This is a genomic window from Salinibacterium sp. ZJ70, from assembly GCF_011751865.2.
Taxonomy (GTDB): Bacteria; Actinomycetota; Actinomycetes; order Actinomycetales; family Microbacteriaceae; genus Homoserinibacter.
The window spans coordinates 1,036,543-1,052,520 of sequence record NZ_CP061770.1 but is presented as its reverse complement, the minus strand read 5'-3'; the positions used below and the strand labels follow the sequence as shown (position 1 = coordinate 1,052,520).

The window sequence follows — 15,978 nt, the reverse complement described above, 5'->3', positions numbered from 1 at the left end:
ATCGTGCCTGACCGACCCCCGATTACCGTCCTCGATCTCTTCGCGGGAGCGGGCGGGCTGAGTGCGGGACTGCACGCGGCCTCGCCTCGCTACCGCACGGTGCGGGCGGTCGAGATGGATGCCGCTGCTGCGGCTTCGTACGACGCGACCTTCGGGCGCGGCATTAGCTTTGCGGGACCGATCGAGCGTTGGCTCGAGACCGAGGACGTCCCCGCTGTCGACCTGATTGTGGGCGGTCCCCCATGCCAGGGCTTCTCGACTCTGGGGAAGCAGAACGAAGAGGACGAGCGCAATTCGCTGTGGGAGCAGTACGCGCACACGGTGACCCGCGCACGCCCGAAGTACTTCGTGGTCGAGAACGTCGCCGCATTCGCGAAGTCGCGGCAGTTCCTCGATTTCAAGGAAGCAACGAGTCCGGGCGGACTCCTGGAGGACTACGCCTTCGACTTCCGGATCTTGAACGCCGCCGATTTCGGCGCGCCGCAGGCACGGAAGCGCGCCGTTCTCATCGGTCACCACCGCGACCTGCCCGCACCGGGCTTCCCCGAGGAGACGCACGCGGGACGGCACATTACTGTCGCCGAAGCACTGCGAGGTGTCCCCATCCAACCCGACCGCGACGAGGCGTTCGGTTCCCGGAGCGTGGTCGTCAACAGACGGGCCACGCCTGGTCCGCTTGCCCCGCGTGACCTCCACATCGGGCGTGACTACACCCAGCTCTCGCTTGATCGGTTCCGAGCGATCCCTGCCGGAGGCAACCGCTTCGATCTACCCGACGAGCTCCTTGCCCCATGCTGGCGCAAGCACCGCTCCGGATCAGGAGATGTGATGGGGCGCCTTCATCTCGACAAGCCGTCGGTGACGATTCGTACGGAATTCTTCAAACCCGAGAAGGGCCGGTACATCCATCCCACCGCCGACCGGGCAATCACTCACTACGAAGCCGCGCTGTTGCAGGGGTTCACAGACACCCACCGTTTCGTAGGGTCTCGTACGGCTATCGCGCGGCAGATCGGCAACGCCGTACCCGTTCCCCTCGGAGCCGCGATCGGAAGGCTTCTCGTCACTCAGATGTGACGGCTGAATCAGCCGGCCCCAACTCGTAGATCGAGTGATCCACATTAGTGACGGCGGCTGCGGCAAGAGGCAGGAGCCGGAGGGCCGCCTCATCTGTTTCCGCGTGCACAACGACGTCGATCGAATCGTCGACCAGGCTTCTCTTCAGATCGGTCCTCGTTGTAGATGTCATCCCAGCCGATCGTCACATCCGGTCCTCGGACCGTGAGCGACCAAGGACCGAGGGCGTTGAAATCAACTTCGAACAGCGTGAACCGGCGATGCTCGAACTCTCGTTGCAGGCAGCACATCTCGTACCGGCGAATGAGGTATACAGGGTTCGCGCCGGTGATGTGCACGAACGGGTCTCCACGTGCCATTCGGAAGCCTCACGCTCCAACATGTCCGACAGGAACGATCGCGGCGGCCTCGTCGACCACATCAGGCACACTTTGACGCGATCCTCCACCACATTCCCCCTCGACTGTGCCGGGCTATTGCCCATGTGACTGTACTGCGATCCGGACTGTTTCTCTGCTTCCATGGACGACATGACCCCCCGCACGCTCCCCCGCCCCGCCGCGACCCTCGCGTTCGATGACCTGCCGGGTGAGGAGCGCGCATTCGTGCTGGTGCACGGGGCAGGGCTGACCCGCGAGATGTGGGCGCCGCAGGCGCGCGCGCTCAATGAGGCGGGCCACCGCGTCATCAACCTCGACCTCCGCGGGCACGGCGAGTCGACGCTCGAGACGACATTCACCGCCGACGACGCGATCGACGACCTCATCGAGCTGCTCGAGCAGCTGCAGCTCGACTCACCCGTGCTCGTCGGCCACTCGCTCGGCGGCAACCTCGCGCAGTCGGCGGTGAGCGAATGGCCGGATCTCGTCGGCCACTTCGTCGCCGTCGACTGCACCTGGAACACCGGCCCGCTTTCCGAGTTCGAGCAGTTCGGCCTCGATATCTCGGTTCCCATGTTGCGCGCCATCCCCGCGCGGCGTCTCCCCCGGATGATGGCTCGAGCGTGCAGTACGCATCCCGCAGCGATCGACGAGCTCGAGCGGATGTTCGCCCAGATGCCGAAGCCGCGCTTCCTGGAGGTGTGGGGCGCGGCGGTGTCGCTCGTGGCGCCCGACCCCGACTACCGCACCCCCGTGCCGCTCACGCTCATCATGGGCGCGCACGACAAGACCGGGAACATCCGCCGCGCGATGCCCGCGTGGGCGAAGGCCGAAGACATCGAGGTCGTCCGCATCCCGGATGCGGGCCACGTGCCGTCGCTCGACAACCCGGATGCGATGACCCAAGCACTCCTCACCAGCGCGCGATAGCGCCACTCATCCCCACCTGCGAATCCGTTCCTCCCCCCGATGGATCCGCCGCCTACCGTGTCGGGATGCGCCGACTCCCCCGCCCGATCCTGATTCCCGCTCTCATCACCGGTCTCGCCTTGACGAGCTGCGCACCGTCTCTTCCGCTGGCCAGCACCGCGACCATCTCAACCCATGAGGACGCGGAACGCGCCGCCCGCGACTCCTACGACGCGTTCATCCAGGCATATGACGCACTTCACCTCGACGAGGTCCCCGATATCTCGGCCCTCCGCGCAACGACTACAGCGACGTTGAGTCAAGTCGCGGAGGACAGCCGCCGAGGCCTGGACGCCGATGGCATCCGCGCTGTGGGGCGCACGACGTTCGAACTCGAGGTCGTGGACTTCGATGCGAAGACGATCACCGCACGCGTGTGCGAGAACAGGGTTGAGCACGACCTGCTGGATTCGTCGGGCGTATCGATCATGTTGCCCGGCTCGCCCATGTGGGTGTCGCTCGGGGTGGTCTTCGACGTGCACGAGACGGTCATCGTGACCGAGCGGAACCAGCTCCCCCGCGAGGAAGCGTGCGGTGCGCGACCCCTATTCGCCTCCGAGACGGCCGCGAAGGATGCCGCCGTCGCCGCCTACGACGACTACCTCGATGCGCTGCTCGCCATGTATGCGTCAGGCGGCTATGAAACCGAGCACCTGACCTCATTCACGACAACCCGGTTCTATGAGTGGTCCATCCCCAGCTATCTCAGCCTGCGCTCGGGGAACATGCGACTGACCGAAGGTAGCACGATCGAGCACGCGCTGGCACCGGAGGAGGCGATCATCTCCGAGCACCACCTCATGGTGATGATGTGCGTCGATTACCGCAATCTGTTCTTCACCGACGACACCAGCACACAAGTGCAGTACTCGGACCGAATGGAGCTGATCGCGGTCGACGTTCTGTTCCATCAGAACGATTTCCGGCTCATCGTCGAGGGCGAGGCGCTCCGCGACGACCTCGACCTCTGCAACGGGTGATCCCTGCAGGGGTCGAACCCTTCGGCACCCCGGACGCAGCGGGACTCTCGTGGCGCGAGAGAAGGCCAGATCCGTCGGCTACACCCAGCCGCGGTGCACTGACCACAGGTCGGCAGCGCGCGTCGCGGCTGCTTCGATGAGTTCGCGCAGCTCCGGCCGGTCAGGCACGGCGAACGACACATACCCTCCCCGACCACCCGCAGCCGGGCGGCCGTAGGCCTTCGCCGCGAGCGTGCCGTCAGGAAGCAGACGCACAGTGATCGACTGCAGCACGAACTGCTCACCGCGGCGCTCGTCCGTCCACTGCAGCTCAGGCGGAACCTGCACGTTCAGGGCGAGTGCCGCCACATCGAGGGCTGTCATCCCGTCATTCTGGTCGCGACACAGGCAGCGCGCCAGGGCTACCCGAGCGCCACCCCGATCGCCGCCACCGCGTCCGCATCGACGCGGCAGCAGCCGCCCACGACGGCGGCGCCGGCATCCGCCCAGGAGCGAACCATCGGCACGGGCACGCCGGAGCGGCCCATCCAGCGGCGGTTCTTCGCGTCCCACTGCTCGCCCGAGTTGGGGTAGGCGATGAACGGCTTGTCGGTCACGTAACGGGCGATCTGCACGGCCCCCAGAACGTCACGCGGATCGCAGCAGTTCACGCCGATCGCGGCGACAGCATCCGAGGCCGCAGCGAGCGCGAACGCCTCCGACAGCGACTCCCCTGAGCGCAGACGGTCACCGTCGATCGTCACCGAGATCCACGCCGGCGGAGCACCGGCGAGAGACTCGAGCTCGGCGACGAGCGCCGCCACCTCGGCGAGCGACGGGATCGTCTCGGCGGCGAGCGCATCCGCCCCCGAAGCGGCAAGCACCGCGAGACGCGGGCGATGCCAGTCGCGAAGCTCATCCTCACTCAATCCGTACTCGCCCGTGTACTCGGAGCCGTCGGCGCGGGTCGCCCCATACGGGCCGACGGATGCCGCCACCCACGCCGTGTCGTCGAACCCGGATGCGGCACGCGCCGCCTGCGCGACGCGCACGCTCTGCACGAGAAGAGCGTCGACCTCCGCACGGGAGAACCCCGCGGCCCCGAGATTGTCGTAGCCCACCTGGTACGAGCCCGAGATCGCCACGCGCGCGCCGGCGCGGAAGAACGCCTCGTGCGCGGCCTGCACCTGCTTGGGGTGGTCGAGCAGCACGCGCGCCGACCAGAGCTCACCGCTCACATCGCTGCCCCGCTGCTCGAGCAGCGTGCCGAGGCCGCCGTCGAGCACGAGGCGACCGGATGCGAGGGCGTCGACGAAGGACGCCGGGGCGTTGGAGGTCACCGCAACAGGGTACGGCGCGCGCGGCGACGGGAGGAGTGCAGATGCGTGCGCGCATCACACCCCTACCCCGCGCTCGAACACCTGTTCGAATCCGGACGACCTCTTTCTGTCATCTCTAGTAAATCTGTTCGAATCTCGCTAGACTGGGCATACCCAGAAACCGAAGGCGTGTTCATGTCACTCTCTCGTGAAGTCACCGACAAGGCCGGCGCCTTGATCGAGTCGCTCGCGGGCGCACACTTCGCCGATCTCACCGACCTGGGCACCGCCGACTTCCTCGAATCACTGCGGATACTGGGCGAGCTGTCGCGCGTCGTCGATGCTCTCGGGGCTGTGCTCTCGGGCGAGCTCACGCGGCGGGTGCGCACGGACGCCGACTTCCGTCGCGACGCGCTCGGCGGCGATGTGGGTGGTCGATTCGCCACCGAGTTGCTGCGCGACCTGCTGCGCATAGACGACGCGGCGATCCGGGACTGGGATTGCGTCGGCGACGCGATCACTCCGCGCACCACTCTGCACGGTGAGCTGCTCCCCTGCGTGCACGAACCGATCGCCGAGGCGATCCGCTCGGCAACCATCACGGCTCGCTCCGCGGCGATCATCATTCGCGGCATCGACGGCATCGCCTCGTACGCTGACGCCGAGATGCGGGACAGCCTCGAGACGACCCTCATCGAGCGAGCCCCTTCGCTCACCACCCGCGAGCTCGCACAGGTCGTGCGCACCCTCCCCGACCGGTTCAACCCAGACGGGGCAGAACCCCGAGAAGACATGCTGCGCGAGCGATCACGAGTCGCGCTCCGCGAACTCCCCAACGGCCTCACCCGCCTCACCGCGGACCTGCATCCCGAAGCGGCCGGTTTCGTGCGCACAGCCCTCGACGCACACACCGCTCCACGCCGGCAGGTCGCGTTCCATCACGAACACGCAGGCCCCGACAGCACCCCGACGTCCGACGCCGAGGCGGGCATCACCTTCGCCACAAACGACGACATCGACCTCCGACCCCTCGCACAGAAGAGAGTCGACGCGCTCGTCGCCCTCTGCCGGGACTCCCTCTCCCGCGACCACGGAACCCTCGCCGGAACCAGCGTCACGATGCTCGTAACCGTCTCGCTCGACGCCCTGCGATCGGGCGTCGGCACCGCCACGATCTCCGGCGTCGACGAACCGATCAGCGCAGGCACCGCCCGCCGACTCTCCGCCGACGCCGAGCTGATCCCCGCAGTGCTGGGCACCGACTCCGAAATCCTCGATCTGGGCCGCAGCGCCCGCCTCTACAGCGCAGCGCAGCGCAGAGCACTCGCCCTCCGCGACGGCGGATGCATCTGGCCCGGATGCCACATCCCCCCGGGCTGGTGCGAGGTGGCGCACGTGACCGCGTGGATGTTCGGCGGCGGCACCGACCTCGACAACGGGGCACTCATGTGCGCGCACCACCATCGGCGATTCGACCACGACGGGTGGACGCTGCGCAGAGACCGCGGCACGCCCTACCTCGTGCCGCCGCCCTGGCTCGACCCGAGGCAGACGCCGCGCCCCGCCGGGCGCATACCGCTCGCCGCCTGAACAGCACCACGCCCGACGAGGGGGCCGCCGAGCGCGCCATACGGGCGCGCCACCCGAGCGCGGGCGCCCCCTCACCACCCGAGCCGCGCGGCAACCACCTCCGCAGCGTCCGTCGGAAACTCGGACCACCCAGGCTCCAGCAGCTCCCGCGTGAGGGCCATCAGCTCCCGCGCAGCCTCCTCCACGGGCTGCGCGACAGCGACTGCGATGCGCGCCCCCTCTGCAGGGAACTCCTGCTCGAAGCGGCGCACCGGGTCGAGCCCGTCGCGCACACCCGCCGTCCAGCCTGCTCGCCCGCGGATGGCGCGCACGAGGTGCTGCACCGCCCAGGTGCGCACGAACTCCCCCGCCGTGAGCACCTCGCCACGGCGAGCGCGGCCCACCCCGATGAGCAGCTTCAGCAATACGAGGCGCACGTCGTTGGCGGGGTCCGGCAGCGGTGCCGCCGCGTTCCGCTGCTGCGCCGACGCCACGAACGCCGCCAGAGCGCCCTCAGCGTCATCGACGGCGACCGTCGCCTCGCCCACGCCTGCCGCTGCGAGCTCGCCCAGCTCGGCGAACGCGAATTCGGCCAGGTGGCCGTCGTCGTAGAGCGCCGCGAACCCCAACTCGCCCTCGCGTGCCGTCAGCACGATGCGCTCCTGCTCGGGCAGCCACGAGAGATCGGGGCGCAGCGCGGCACCGGATCCGGGCTCGATGATCGCGAAGAAGTCGTGGTCGCTCCACTCGTCACGCCGCGCCGCCGCGACCTCCGACGACGACCCCAGCAGCACGAGCCCTGTGAGCTGCGGATGCGCGGAGACCGCGTCGGCGAGACCTCGGCTGAGCGCCTCGAACCGGCCGGTCACGCGGCGCCGCCCGCGGGCACAGCCACACCCGGAAGCACCCACGCGCCGAATGTCGGCCCATCACCGGCCACCCGCACCGCGTCCCCCGACACGGCGAGCGTGAGCTCCCCGAACGCGCGGCTCGCCCGAGAAGCCCCCGGCACGAGCACCGCCAGCACCGTCACATCGACGGCAGCGCCCGACGACGCCACGACCAGCACCGACTCCTCGGCGCTCTCGCGCACGAACATCACAGTCTCGTCGTCGACGTGCACCCACCGCAGTCCCCCGTCGCCCAGCGCGGCGGGGTGCGCCCGCCGCAGCCCCACGAGCGCGCGATACAGCGCCATCCGCTCCGCCACCTCCGGCTCATCCGCGCGGTCCCACGGGATCGGCGTGCGGCTCGCTTCGCCATCCACGCCGAGCGCCGCGAACTCGTCGCCCGCGAACACCACGGGGATGCCGGGGAGCGTCATCGAGAGGCCGACCGCCACCGGGATGGTGCCGGGCTTCGCGTGCGAAGCGAAGCGGCCCGTGTCGTGCGTGTCGAGCGGCTGCATGTTGCCGAGCCGCACGCGCCACGGGATCGAACCGCTGAACCGCACCACCGCGTCGGCGAAGTCGCGCGCCGTGTAGCGCGGAAACTGGGTGATGGGCTGGCCGAAGAACCATGGCTCGGTTGTGGTGTCGCCCTCCGCGGTGAGACGCGGCTCGCCGTCCACCTCACCCAGCCAGCACCAGAGCGGCCGCGTGAAGCCCGGGTAGGTCATGGCACCGTGCCAGGCATCCCCCTGCAGGTCGCCGGAGGCGTCGTTCGTGATCTCGGCGACGAGCAGCAGCTCGGGGTCGATCGCATCCATCGTGCGGCGGATCGTCTGCCGCACTTCGGCGTTGAGATCGATGTCGCCCATGCGACCCGTCATATTCGCCACATCGATGCGCCATCCGTCGATGCTGTACGGCGGCAGCAGCCACCGGCCCACCACCGAATCCGGCCCGTCGATGAACCGTCGACGCAGCTCCTCAGACGCCCAGTCGAACTTCGGCAGCGTGGGCGTGCCGAGCCAGCCCACATACTCCTCGTTCTTCTCATCCAGGAAGTAGTAGAAGCTCGACTCGGGCGCCTCCGGATGCCGGTGCGCCGCTTGGAACCGCTCGTGACGGTCGCCCGAGTGGTTGCTGGTGAGGTCGCCGATCACCTTCATGCCGCGCGCATGCGCCGCCTCGATCAGGCGAATGTAGGCCGCGTCTCCGCCGAGCAGCTCGTCGATCTCGGTGAAGCTCGACGCGTCGTAGCGATGGCTCGACGCCGCCGGGAACACCGGTGTCAGGTACAGCACGTCGACACCCAGCGATTCGAGGTGATCGAGGTGCTCGGTGATGCCGTCGAGGTCTCCCCCGTAGAACTGCTGCACGCGTCCCGGCATCACGGGGTCGAGGGGCTCATCCCAGGATGCCGGGATGGCCCAGTCGGGCAGCTCGCGGCCATCCGCAGCGTCCGAACGCGCGAAGCGGTCGGGGAAGATCTGGTACATCACGCCGGCGGTCATCCACGATGGCGGTGCAGCGGAGGTCACGAGGGCGAAGTCCTGCGCGTCGAGCGTCTCGATGCGGCTGATGCCCGCCTGGTTGAGCCATTCGAAGGTGCCGTCCATGTGTCGCAGCACCCAGCGGTAGCGCTGCACCGGATTGCCGACGCGCAGCTGGGCCTGCCACCAGTCCCAGCCCTCGGTGGACCCGATGAGGGTGGCATCGAACCAGGCCGGCTCATGGTCGATGTCGGCACGCACGGTCACGAGCTCGAGGGGGCCGTAGCCGTGCGGTACCCGCAGGCGCACGCCCACGATGTCGCCGAGTGCGGGCGCGAGATCGTCGACGTAGAGGGGTGAGCCGTCGTGGTGCGGCAGGCCGGCGGATGGGCTGGATGCGGATGCGGATGCGGATGCGGATGCGGATGCAGGGTGGAGCGTCATGCTCTGTCCTCTCGGTCACGGCGGCACATGCCGCCACAGTCAGGAGACGTGGATGCACGGCGGTCGCCATGACAGAGCCCTCAGGTTGTTATTCAGTTGTGGGAACCGCGCGCGTCGGTGCCGGCGCGCGTCACTTCACCGATCCGGCGGTCAGACCGCCCACGATGAAGCGCTGCAGCGCCAGGAACAGCGCCACGGGGATGATGGCTGCGAGCACCGCGCCCGCCGCGAAGACGCTCCAGTTGCGCGAGGTCTCCTGCGAGATGAACTGGTAGAGCCCCACCGCGAGAGTCTGGTTCTCGGGCGACACGAGGATCACGGAGGCGATCACGAATTCGCTCATCGTTCCGAGGAAGCTCAGCAGCGCGACGACAGCGAGGATGGGCGAGACGAGCCGCAGGATGATCGTGAAGAAGATGCGGGCGTGGCCGGCGCCGTCGATCTTCGCTGCCTCGTCGATCTCCTTCGGCACGGTGTTGAAGAACCCGTACATGAGGTACGTGTTCACACCCAGCGCGCCACCCAGGTAGACCATGATGAGGCCGATCTGGGTGTTGAGGCCGATCGCCGGGAAGATGTCGCCGATCGCCGACATGAGCAGGAAGATCGCGACCATCGCGAGCAGCTGCGGGAACATCTGCACGAGCAGCAGGGTGATGAGTCCCACCCGGCGCCCCGTGAATCGCATGCGCGAGAACGCGTACGCGGCCAGCGCTCCGAGAAGCACGGTGCCGGCGGCCGAGGTGAGCCCGATGATGAGCGTGTTGGCGAACCACGCCGCGTACGGCTGCTGCGGGCGGTTGAAGAGCTCGATGTAGCTGCCGATGTCGACGGTGCCGAAGAGCGTGTTGGCGGTGACGAGTGTGCCGCCCGGGTTGAGCGACGCCGAGAGGATGTAGAGCAGCGGGAACGCGCAGTAGATCACGACGACGATGCCGACGAGGTGCCGCCATCCGGTCTGCCGGAAGTAGGTGCGGAAGTCGCGCTTCTGGTCGACGATGACCGAGTTCGCCCGAGTCTGGGTGATGGGGCTCATGTCAGTTCAGCTCCTCGAGCGTCTTGGTGCGACGGAACGCGATCACCGAGATCGTGCCGACGATGACGAAGATGATGATCGCGAACGCGCTCGCGAGACCGTAGTCGCGATCGGATCCGACGAAGGCGACCTTGTAGACCATCGAGATCAGGATGTCGGTGGCACCCACGTTGACGTCGGCCGTGATGTCGCGCGGGCCACCCCTGGTGAGCATGTAGATCAGGTTGAAGTTGTTGAAGTTGAATGCGAACGACGAGATCAGCAGCGGCGCGACCGACACGAGCAGCAGCGGCATCTTGATGAGGCGGAACGCCTGGAACGGCGTCGCGCCGTCCATCTGCGCGGCCTCCGTGAGCTCCCCGGGGATCGACTGCAGCGCGCCCGTCGTCACGAGGAACATGTACGGGAAGCCGAGCCACAGGTTCACGAACAGGATGCTGAACTTCGCGAGCCATTCGTTGGTGAGCCAGGGCACTTCCGCGCCCCCGAGGAACACGACGTTGATGAACCCGAACTCCTGGTTCAGGAGGCCGCTCCACACGAGCGCCGAGAGGAACCCGGGGAACGCGTACGGGAGGATCATGACCACGCGGTAGTAGGAGCGGCTGCGCATCCGGGGGTCGTTGAAGACGAGCGCGAGCACGAGGCCGAGCAGGAACGTCGACGCCACCGAGATGAGGGCGAACGCGAACGTCCACACCGTCACGGCGAGAAGCGGCTCGCGGATGGTGGGCTCGCCGAAGGCGCGCTCGAAGTTGGCGAAGCCGACGTCGACCTTCCACCCGGGCATGAGCTCCTCTCCCGCCTCGGAGGTGAACGCACCCGTTCCGACGTCGCTGAACGTCTCACCGGATGCCGTGTCGACCATGACATCGCGGTCGGGTTCGTAGATGAACCGCGAGGTGTAGAGGTAGGCGGTGTTGCCGTCCTGGGTGCGGAGGGATCCGTCTTCGCCGCCCTCGGAGAGCAGCACGGTCATCTGGGTGACGCGGTTCTGGTTGGCGACGACGCCCGCAAAGTCGAGGCTGTTCCAGCCGTCGAGCGCGACGGCGCGACCGCCTTCGATGCGCGCGTCGACCTCTTCGGCGACTTCGCCGTCCCGGCCGAGCAGGGCATCGCCTTCGGGGGTGGTGAGCAGCAGGCCGATCTCGCCGAAGTTCTCGAGAACCGTCACGGGGTAGCCAGGCGAATCCTCGACACGCTGCTGGCTCTGCAGGATGAGCGCCTGGATGGCGTCTTCCTTGGTGGAGTTGTGGCCGGTGCCGTAGTTGGTGAAGGCGACGTAGCCCGAGTACAGCACCACGAAGATCTGGAAGATCGCGAGGAAGATGAGGCCCGGCGCGAGGTACTTGGCCGGGAGCCGGCCGCGGCGGAAGTAGATGACGTTGACGGCCGCCGTGACGATGACGATGACGCCGACGACCACCCAGTCACCCACGCTCGCGAGCACGAGCACTGCGTAGAGCGCGATCGCATCGACGATCGCAAGGGCGAGGATCTTGACGAGGGCAACCTTCCATCCCCCGGATGCGGCGGCGACCATCCGCGCGGCGGTGCGCCCGGGGCTGTCCGTGCGCTCCTCGAGCGGCATCTGCCGCAGTTTCAGCTGCGTCATGGGTTCCTCTTCGTCCTCGGCAGTGACAGCGTGGCAGGCGGAGGCACCGCGAGTGGAGCATCACGCCCGACTCGCGGTGCCGGCTGGATCAGCCGATGGCTGCCTGGATGTCGGCGGCCATCTTCTGCCAGAGCTGCGCGGGGTCGCCCTGGCCGTTGATGATCGCGACCTCGGTCACGCCCCAGAACTCCCACACCTTGCCCATCGCGGGCACCGACGGCATCGGCACGGCGTTCGCGCCGACCTCGCCGAAGGCTCCGACGATCGGGTCGGATGCGACAGCGGCCTCGAACGACTCGGTGAGCGCGGGGGCACGGCCGCCGATCTCGTAGAGCGCGGTCTGCACCTCGGCCGAGCCGATGTAGTTGATGAGGAAGTTGGTCGCGGCGACGACGTTCTCGCTCTTCGCCGAGAGGAAGAAGCCCTGCACGCCGGCGAACGGCTGCGCGTCCTGGCCTCCGGCGCTCGGGATCGCGTCGACGGCGATGTCGAGCCCGGCGTCGACAGCTGCGGGAACGTTCCACGGACCGGTGAGGAAGAACGGCGACTTGCCGGCCACGAAGTTCTCACGTGCGAGGTCGCCCGAGATGTTCGTGTTGAGCACGCCGGCGGCACCCTGAGCTGCGAGCCAGGTCGCGAAGGCGTCGCCGCCCGCGTTGCCGATCTGCAGGTCGGAGGGGTTGTAGCTGCCGTCCTCGTTGATACCGAAGACGGGGGCGCCGAACGAGGTCTGGAACGGGTAGAGGTGGTACGGGTCCGACGCGTTCGGGTCGAGTCCGACGAGGAACGGGTACTCGGTTCCGGCGGCCTGACCGGCGGCGATCATCGCGTCGTAGGTCGCGGGGGCCTCGGGGGCGAGCGCCGTGTTGCGCAGGAGCGCGATGTTCTCGATCGAGTACGGCACGCCGTAGATGTTGCCGTCGTAGCTCCAGGCGTCGATCGCGACCTTCTGGAAGTCGTCGGCCGCGTCGCCGAGCGCGATGGGCGCGACGACGCCGTTGGTGACGAGCGTGCCGAGCCAGTCGTGGGCACCGACGGCGATGTCGGGGCCCTCGCCCTCGGGAACCTGCTGCACGAACTGGTCGCGCACCTCGCCGAAGTCCTTCTGCACGAGGGTGACCTTGACGCCCGTGTCCGACTCGAAGTCGGCTGCTGCGTCCTTGAGAACGGCGGCGCGGTCCGCGTCCACCCAGACCGTGATCTCGCCGACGGCCTCGTTTCCGCTGTTTCCGCCGTTGTCGCTGGCGGAGCAGCCCACGAGCAGGGATCCGGCGGCGACGAACGCTCCGATTCCGATGAAGCCCTTCTTGTACACCTTCATTGGTGCGCCTCTCTGGTCTGTGATCGCCGACGTCGACAAGACCGGATGCGGACTTCGTCGACCGTGGCGCCTGCGATGTGCAAGCGCTTCCAGATGTACCTCACGCCTATACCCCCGCGCAAGTAACGATTCGGATGCGGTCGGAGATCGCTCCGAATCACCTGAGGAGATGGCGTATTGGAAACGCTTGCGATTAGGGTGCTGTGCATGACTGCGACCGAGGGCAACGTCCGCCCCGACACCGACACGAACGCCAGCGCTGGCAGCGAATGGTGGCGCACCGCCGTGATCTACCAGATCTATCCGCGGTCCTTCGCGGATGCGAACGGCGACGGCATCGGCGATCTCGCGGGCATCACGTCCCGCCTCGACTCGGTCGCACAGCTCGGTGCCGATGCGATCTGGCTGTCGCCGTTCATGGTGTCGCCGCAGAAGGACGCCGGCTACGACGTCGCCGATTACCGCGACGTCGACCCGCTCTTCGGCACCCTCGACGACTTCGATGCGATGCTCGAGCGCGCCCACGACCTCGGCATCCGCGTGATCGTCGACATCGTGCCCAACCACTCCTCCGACCAGCACGTCTGGTTCCAGGAGGCCCTCGCCTCCGCCCCCGGCTCCGCGGCCCGCTCTCGCTACCTGTTCCGCGACGGCCGCGGCGAGCACGGCGAGCTCCCGCCCAACAACTGGGAGTCGGTCTTCGGCGGCCCCGCGTGGACGCGCGTCATCGAGGCCGACGGCAACCCGGGCCAGTGGTACCTGCACCTGTTCGACTCGAGCCAGCCCGACTTCGACTGGACCAACCCCGAGGTGCGCGCCGAGTTCGAGAGCGTGCTGCGCTTCTGGCTCGACCGCGGCGCCGACGGCTTCCGCATCGACGTCGCGCACGGCATGATCAAGGCCGACGGGCTCCCCGACTACACCCCGCCTGTCGAATCCGGGAGCATGGGCGGCGACGAGTCGATCGCGCCGTACTGGGGCCAGGAGCCTGTGCACCAGATCAACCGCGAGTGGCGTCGCCTCGCCGAGAGCTACGCGGGCGACCGTGTGCTCGCCGCCGAGGCATGGCTCCCCACCGCCGAGGAGACGGCCGCCTGGGTGCGACCCGACGAGCTGCACCAGGCCTTCAACTTCCCGTACCTGCTGGCCGGGTGGGATGCCGAGGAGATCCGCGGCATCATCACCGAGTCGCTGCGCGCATTCGGCGGCGTCGGCGCTCCCGCGACGTGGGTGCTCTCCAACCACGACGTCGTGCGCCACGCGACGCGTCTCGCGCTCGGCTTCGACAACCCCCAGGGCGAAGGCGTCGGGCCCCGCGATCCGCACCCGGACCCCGCCACTGGCCTGCGTCGGGCGCGTGCCGCGACCACCCTCATGCTCGCGCTCCCCGGCTCCGCCTACCTCTTCCAGGGCGAAGAGCTGGGTCTGCCCGAGGCGATCGATCTTCCCGACGAGGCACGTCAGGATCCCACCTGGTTCCGCACGAACGGCGAGCGCTACGGGCGCGACGGATGCCGCGTGCCGCTCCCGTGGGAGGCGGATGCTCCCGCATATGGCTTCTCGCCGACGGGTCGCACCTGGCTGCCGCAGCCGGAGGTCTGGGGTGAGCTCGCCCGCGACCGCCAGGTGGGCGACCCCACCTCGACGCTCGAGCTGTACCGCGCTCTCTTGGGCGCGCGACGCGAGTTCGAGCTCGGCGCGGGTGCCCTCGAGTGGATCGATGCGGGCACCGACGTCGTAGCGTTCCGCAACGGCGATGTCGTGGTGGTGGTGAACTTCGGCACGGAGCCTGTCGCTCTGCCGATGGGCGACGTGATCGTGGCGAGCGGGCCGGTGACGAAGGGGGCGCTGCCGCCCGAGACGGGCGTCTGGCTGCGCGGCTGATCGCCGCGGCGCATCTCCGCCCGGATCAGCCGGCGAAGAGGTACTCGCCGCTCCAGTAGTACCAGAACACGCTGGGCACACCGTCGAACGACGCCTCGCCCAGCATCAGGATCGCGACGAGCACGGTCAGCAGCGGCATCACGAGCGACACGAGCGCACCCACGGCGAGCAGCACGATCGCGAGAGTCGTCATCCAGCGGTGGGTCGCGCCGTTCCGCTTCGCCAGCACGATGCACGTTATCGATGCGGCCATGAGCGGCCACGCGACGACCGCGATCGGTCCGGCGAGCACGAAGGCCGCGACACTGCACAGCAGTGCCGCGAGCGCGTAGCCGTTGCCGCGGCCCGTGGCTGCGACTGCTGCGACAGAGGCGGCGGTTGCGGACTGCTCGGAGATCGGGCTCATCCGCTCATCGTGGCAGAGCTCGGCAGGTGGCAAACGGCCGTTCTGCCCCGCCACTGCGGGATTGCCCCCGAACGTGGGTAGACGGTGACCACTCTTTTCATGGACACCGTCCACTGCTGATAGAAAGGTGCACGCACCCCCACAGGATGCGTGCCGCGAGCGACACGGTGGTTCGCATCCGCGGCACTGACCACCCGATCCGCGCCGCCTCGGCGGCGCTCGCCCGAAAGGCCCCAACATGACCAATGCCGCAACCGGCTCGAAGTCGTTCGTCGTCACCTGGATCCTCGCGCTCCTCCTCGGAACGCTCGGAATCGACCGCTTCTACCTCGGCAAGGTGGGAACCGGCGTTCTCAAGCTCGTGACCTTCGGCGGCCTCGGCGTCTGGACGCTCATCGACCTCATCTTGGTGCTCATGGGCGCTACGCGCGACAAGGCGGGCAACGCCCTCGCCGGCTATGCCGAGAACAAGAAGGTCGCGATCATCGTGACGCTCGTGCTCGTCGCGCTGTCGGCCGTGAGCGGTGCGATCAGCGGCGCCGGTGCCGCTGCCAGCCTCGAGTCGTTCTGATCTCGATCCCGCTTCACGAACGGCCCGTCGCTCTCGCGGCGGGCCGTTCGT

Annotated in this window: 15 protein-coding genes; 6 read left to right on the top strand and 9 right to left on the bottom strand. The window is 68.2% G+C overall.

Translation table 11 applies throughout. From position 1 onward, the window contains the following. Positions 1 to 3 precede the first annotated feature (3 nt). Complete coding sequence (locus tag HCR12_RS05050; RefSeq protein WP_191412359.1) at positions 4 to 1,077, top strand: DNA cytosine methyltransferase; 1,074 nt, start codon at positions 4 to 6, stop codon at positions 1,075 to 1,077. An 89-nt stretch (positions 1,078 to 1,166) separates the two neighbouring features. On the opposite strand, the gene HCR12_RS05045 is transcribed toward HCR12_RS05050, so the two are convergent. Continuing rightward, positions 1,167 to 1,436: a hypothetical protein gene (locus HCR12_RS05045; protein WP_166869353.1), complete on the bottom strand. Its 270-nt coding sequence runs from the start codon at positions 1,434 to 1,436 to the stop codon at positions 1,167 to 1,169. Positions 1,437 to 1,598: 162 nt separating this feature from the next. On the opposite strand from HCR12_RS05045, the gene HCR12_RS05040 reads away from it, so the two are divergent. Together HCR12_RS05040 and HCR12_RS05035 are read left to right on the top strand one after the other, a co-directional pair. Further along, a complete protein-coding gene (locus HCR12_RS05040; protein WP_166869355.1) occupies positions 1,599 to 2,387 on the top strand; it encodes an alpha/beta fold hydrolase in 789 nt (262 codons plus the stop codon). 65 nt (positions 2,388 to 2,452) lie between these two features. Further along, positions 2,453 to 3,406 carry a hypothetical protein gene (locus HCR12_RS05035; RefSeq protein WP_166869357.1) on the top strand — a complete coding sequence of 318 codons (954 nt, stop codon included), beginning with the start codon at positions 2,453 to 2,455 and terminating at the stop codon, positions 3,404 to 3,406. A 78-nt stretch (positions 3,407 to 3,484) separates the two neighbouring features. Here HCR12_RS05035 and HCR12_RS05030 read toward each other — a convergent pair whose 3' ends face one another. Then, positions 3,485 to 3,769 (bottom strand): hypothetical protein, encoded by a 285-nt coding sequence (locus tag HCR12_RS05030; protein WP_166869360.1) that lies wholly within the window; start codon positions 3,767 to 3,769, stop codon positions 3,485 to 3,487. A 38-nt stretch (positions 3,770 to 3,807) separates the two neighbouring features. Beyond that, entirely contained in the window at positions 3,808 to 4,725 is a 918-nt protein-coding gene (gene mmuM, locus HCR12_RS05025) for a homocysteine S-methyltransferase (RefSeq protein WP_166869362.1), read from the bottom strand. A gap of 174 nt (positions 4,726 to 4,899) precedes the next feature. Between mmuM and HCR12_RS05020 the strand changes: the two genes are divergently transcribed. Further along, positions 4,900 to 6,294, top strand: coding sequence for an HNH endonuclease signature motif containing protein (locus HCR12_RS05020; protein ID WP_166869364.1), 1,395 nt, complete (start codon positions 4,900 to 4,902; stop codon positions 6,292 to 6,294). A 71-nt stretch (positions 6,295 to 6,365) separates the two neighbouring features. Here HCR12_RS05020 and HCR12_RS05015 read toward each other — a convergent pair whose 3' ends face one another. The 5 genes from HCR12_RS05015 to HCR12_RS04995 form a co-directional block, all read right to left on the bottom strand. Further along, complete coding sequence (locus HCR12_RS05015; RefSeq protein ID WP_166869366.1) at positions 6,366 to 7,142, bottom strand: hypothetical protein; 777 nt, start codon at positions 7,140 to 7,142, stop codon at positions 6,366 to 6,368. Beyond that, entirely contained in the window at positions 7,139 to 9,094 is a 1,956-nt protein-coding gene (locus tag HCR12_RS05010) for a glycoside hydrolase family 13 protein (protein ID WP_166869369.1), read from the bottom strand. The genes HCR12_RS05015 and HCR12_RS05010 overlap by 4 nt, the downstream gene beginning before the upstream one ends. A 130-nt stretch (positions 9,095 to 9,224) precedes the next feature. Then, positions 9,225 to 10,130: a sugar ABC transporter permease gene (locus tag HCR12_RS05005; RefSeq protein ID WP_166869371.1), complete on the bottom strand. Its 906-nt coding sequence runs from the start codon at positions 10,128 to 10,130 to the stop codon at positions 9,225 to 9,227. 1 nt (position 10,131) lies between these two features. Continuing rightward, on the bottom strand, positions 10,132 to 11,745 hold the full coding sequence (locus HCR12_RS05000; RefSeq protein ID WP_224763681.1) for an ABC transporter permease subunit: 1,614 nt from the start codon (positions 11,743 to 11,745) through the stop codon (positions 10,132 to 10,134). Positions 11,746 to 11,833: 88 nt separating this feature from the next. Next, entirely contained in the window at positions 11,834 to 13,066 is a 1,233-nt protein-coding gene (locus tag HCR12_RS04995) for a sugar ABC transporter substrate-binding protein (protein ID WP_166869373.1), read from the bottom strand. 207 nt (positions 13,067 to 13,273) lie between these two features. Here HCR12_RS04995 and HCR12_RS04990 point away from each other — a divergent pair, with 207 nt between their 5' ends. Beyond that, a complete protein-coding gene (locus tag HCR12_RS04990; RefSeq protein ID WP_166869375.1) occupies positions 13,274 to 14,950 on the top strand; it encodes a glycoside hydrolase family 13 protein in 1,677 nt (558 codons plus the stop codon). 25 nt (positions 14,951 to 14,975) lie between these two features. Here HCR12_RS04990 and HCR12_RS04985 read toward each other — a convergent pair whose 3' ends face one another. Beyond that, positions 14,976 to 15,356 (bottom strand): hypothetical protein, encoded by a 381-nt coding sequence (locus tag HCR12_RS04985; RefSeq protein ID WP_166869377.1) that lies wholly within the window; start codon positions 15,354 to 15,356, stop codon positions 14,976 to 14,978. 238 nt (positions 15,357 to 15,594) lie between these two features. On the opposite strand from HCR12_RS04985, the gene HCR12_RS04980 reads away from it, so the two are divergent. Next, on the top strand, positions 15,595 to 15,927 hold the full coding sequence (locus HCR12_RS04980) for a TM2 domain-containing protein (RefSeq protein WP_166869379.1): 333 nt from the start codon (positions 15,595 to 15,597) through the stop codon (positions 15,925 to 15,927). Positions 15,928 to 15,978: the final 51 nt, after the last annotated feature.

Excerpts from the sequence above, each read along its gene's own strand:
- HCR12_RS05000 (WP_224763681.1), bottom strand. The coding sequence starts at position 11,745 with ATGACGCAGCTGAAACTGCGGCAGATGCCGCTCGAGGAGCGCACGGAC.
- HCR12_RS04990 (WP_166869375.1), top strand. The coding sequence starts at position 13,274 with ATGACTGCGACCGAGGGCAACGTCCGCCCCGACACCGACACGAACGCC.
- HCR12_RS04980 (WP_166869379.1), top strand. The coding sequence starts at position 15,595 with ATGACCAATGCCGCAACCGGCTCGAAGTCGTTCGTCGTCACCTGGATC.
- HCR12_RS05010 (WP_166869369.1), bottom strand. The coding sequence starts at position 9,094 with ATGACGCTCCACCCTGCATCCGCATCCGCATCCGCATCCGCATCCGCA.
- HCR12_RS05045 (WP_166869353.1), bottom strand. The coding sequence starts at position 1,436 with ATGGCACGTGGAGACCCGTTCGTGCACATCACCGGCGCGAACCCTGTA.
- HCR12_RS05005 (WP_166869371.1), bottom strand. The coding sequence starts at position 10,130 with ATGAGCCCCATCACCCAGACTCGGGCGAACTCGGTCATCGTCGACCAG.
- HCR12_RS05030 (WP_166869360.1), bottom strand. The coding sequence starts at position 3,769 with ATGACAGCCCTCGATGTGGCGGCACTCGCCCTGAACGTGCAGGTTCCG.
- HCR12_RS04995 (WP_166869373.1), bottom strand. The coding sequence starts at position 13,066 with ATGAAGGTGTACAAGAAGGGCTTCATCGGAATCGGAGCGTTCGTCGCC.
- HCR12_RS05035 (WP_166869357.1), top strand. The coding sequence starts at position 2,453 with ATGCGCCGACTCCCCCGCCCGATCCTGATTCCCGCTCTCATCACCGGT.
- HCR12_RS05020 (WP_166869364.1), top strand. The coding sequence starts at position 4,900 with ATGTCACTCTCTCGTGAAGTCACCGACAAGGCCGGCGCCTTGATCGAG.
- HCR12_RS04985 (WP_166869377.1), bottom strand. The coding sequence starts at position 15,356 with ATGAGCCCGATCTCCGAGCAGTCCGCAACCGCCGCCTCTGTCGCAGCA.
- HCR12_RS05040 (WP_166869355.1), top strand. The coding sequence starts at position 1,599 with ATGGACGACATGACCCCCCGCACGCTCCCCCGCCCCGCCGCGACCCTC.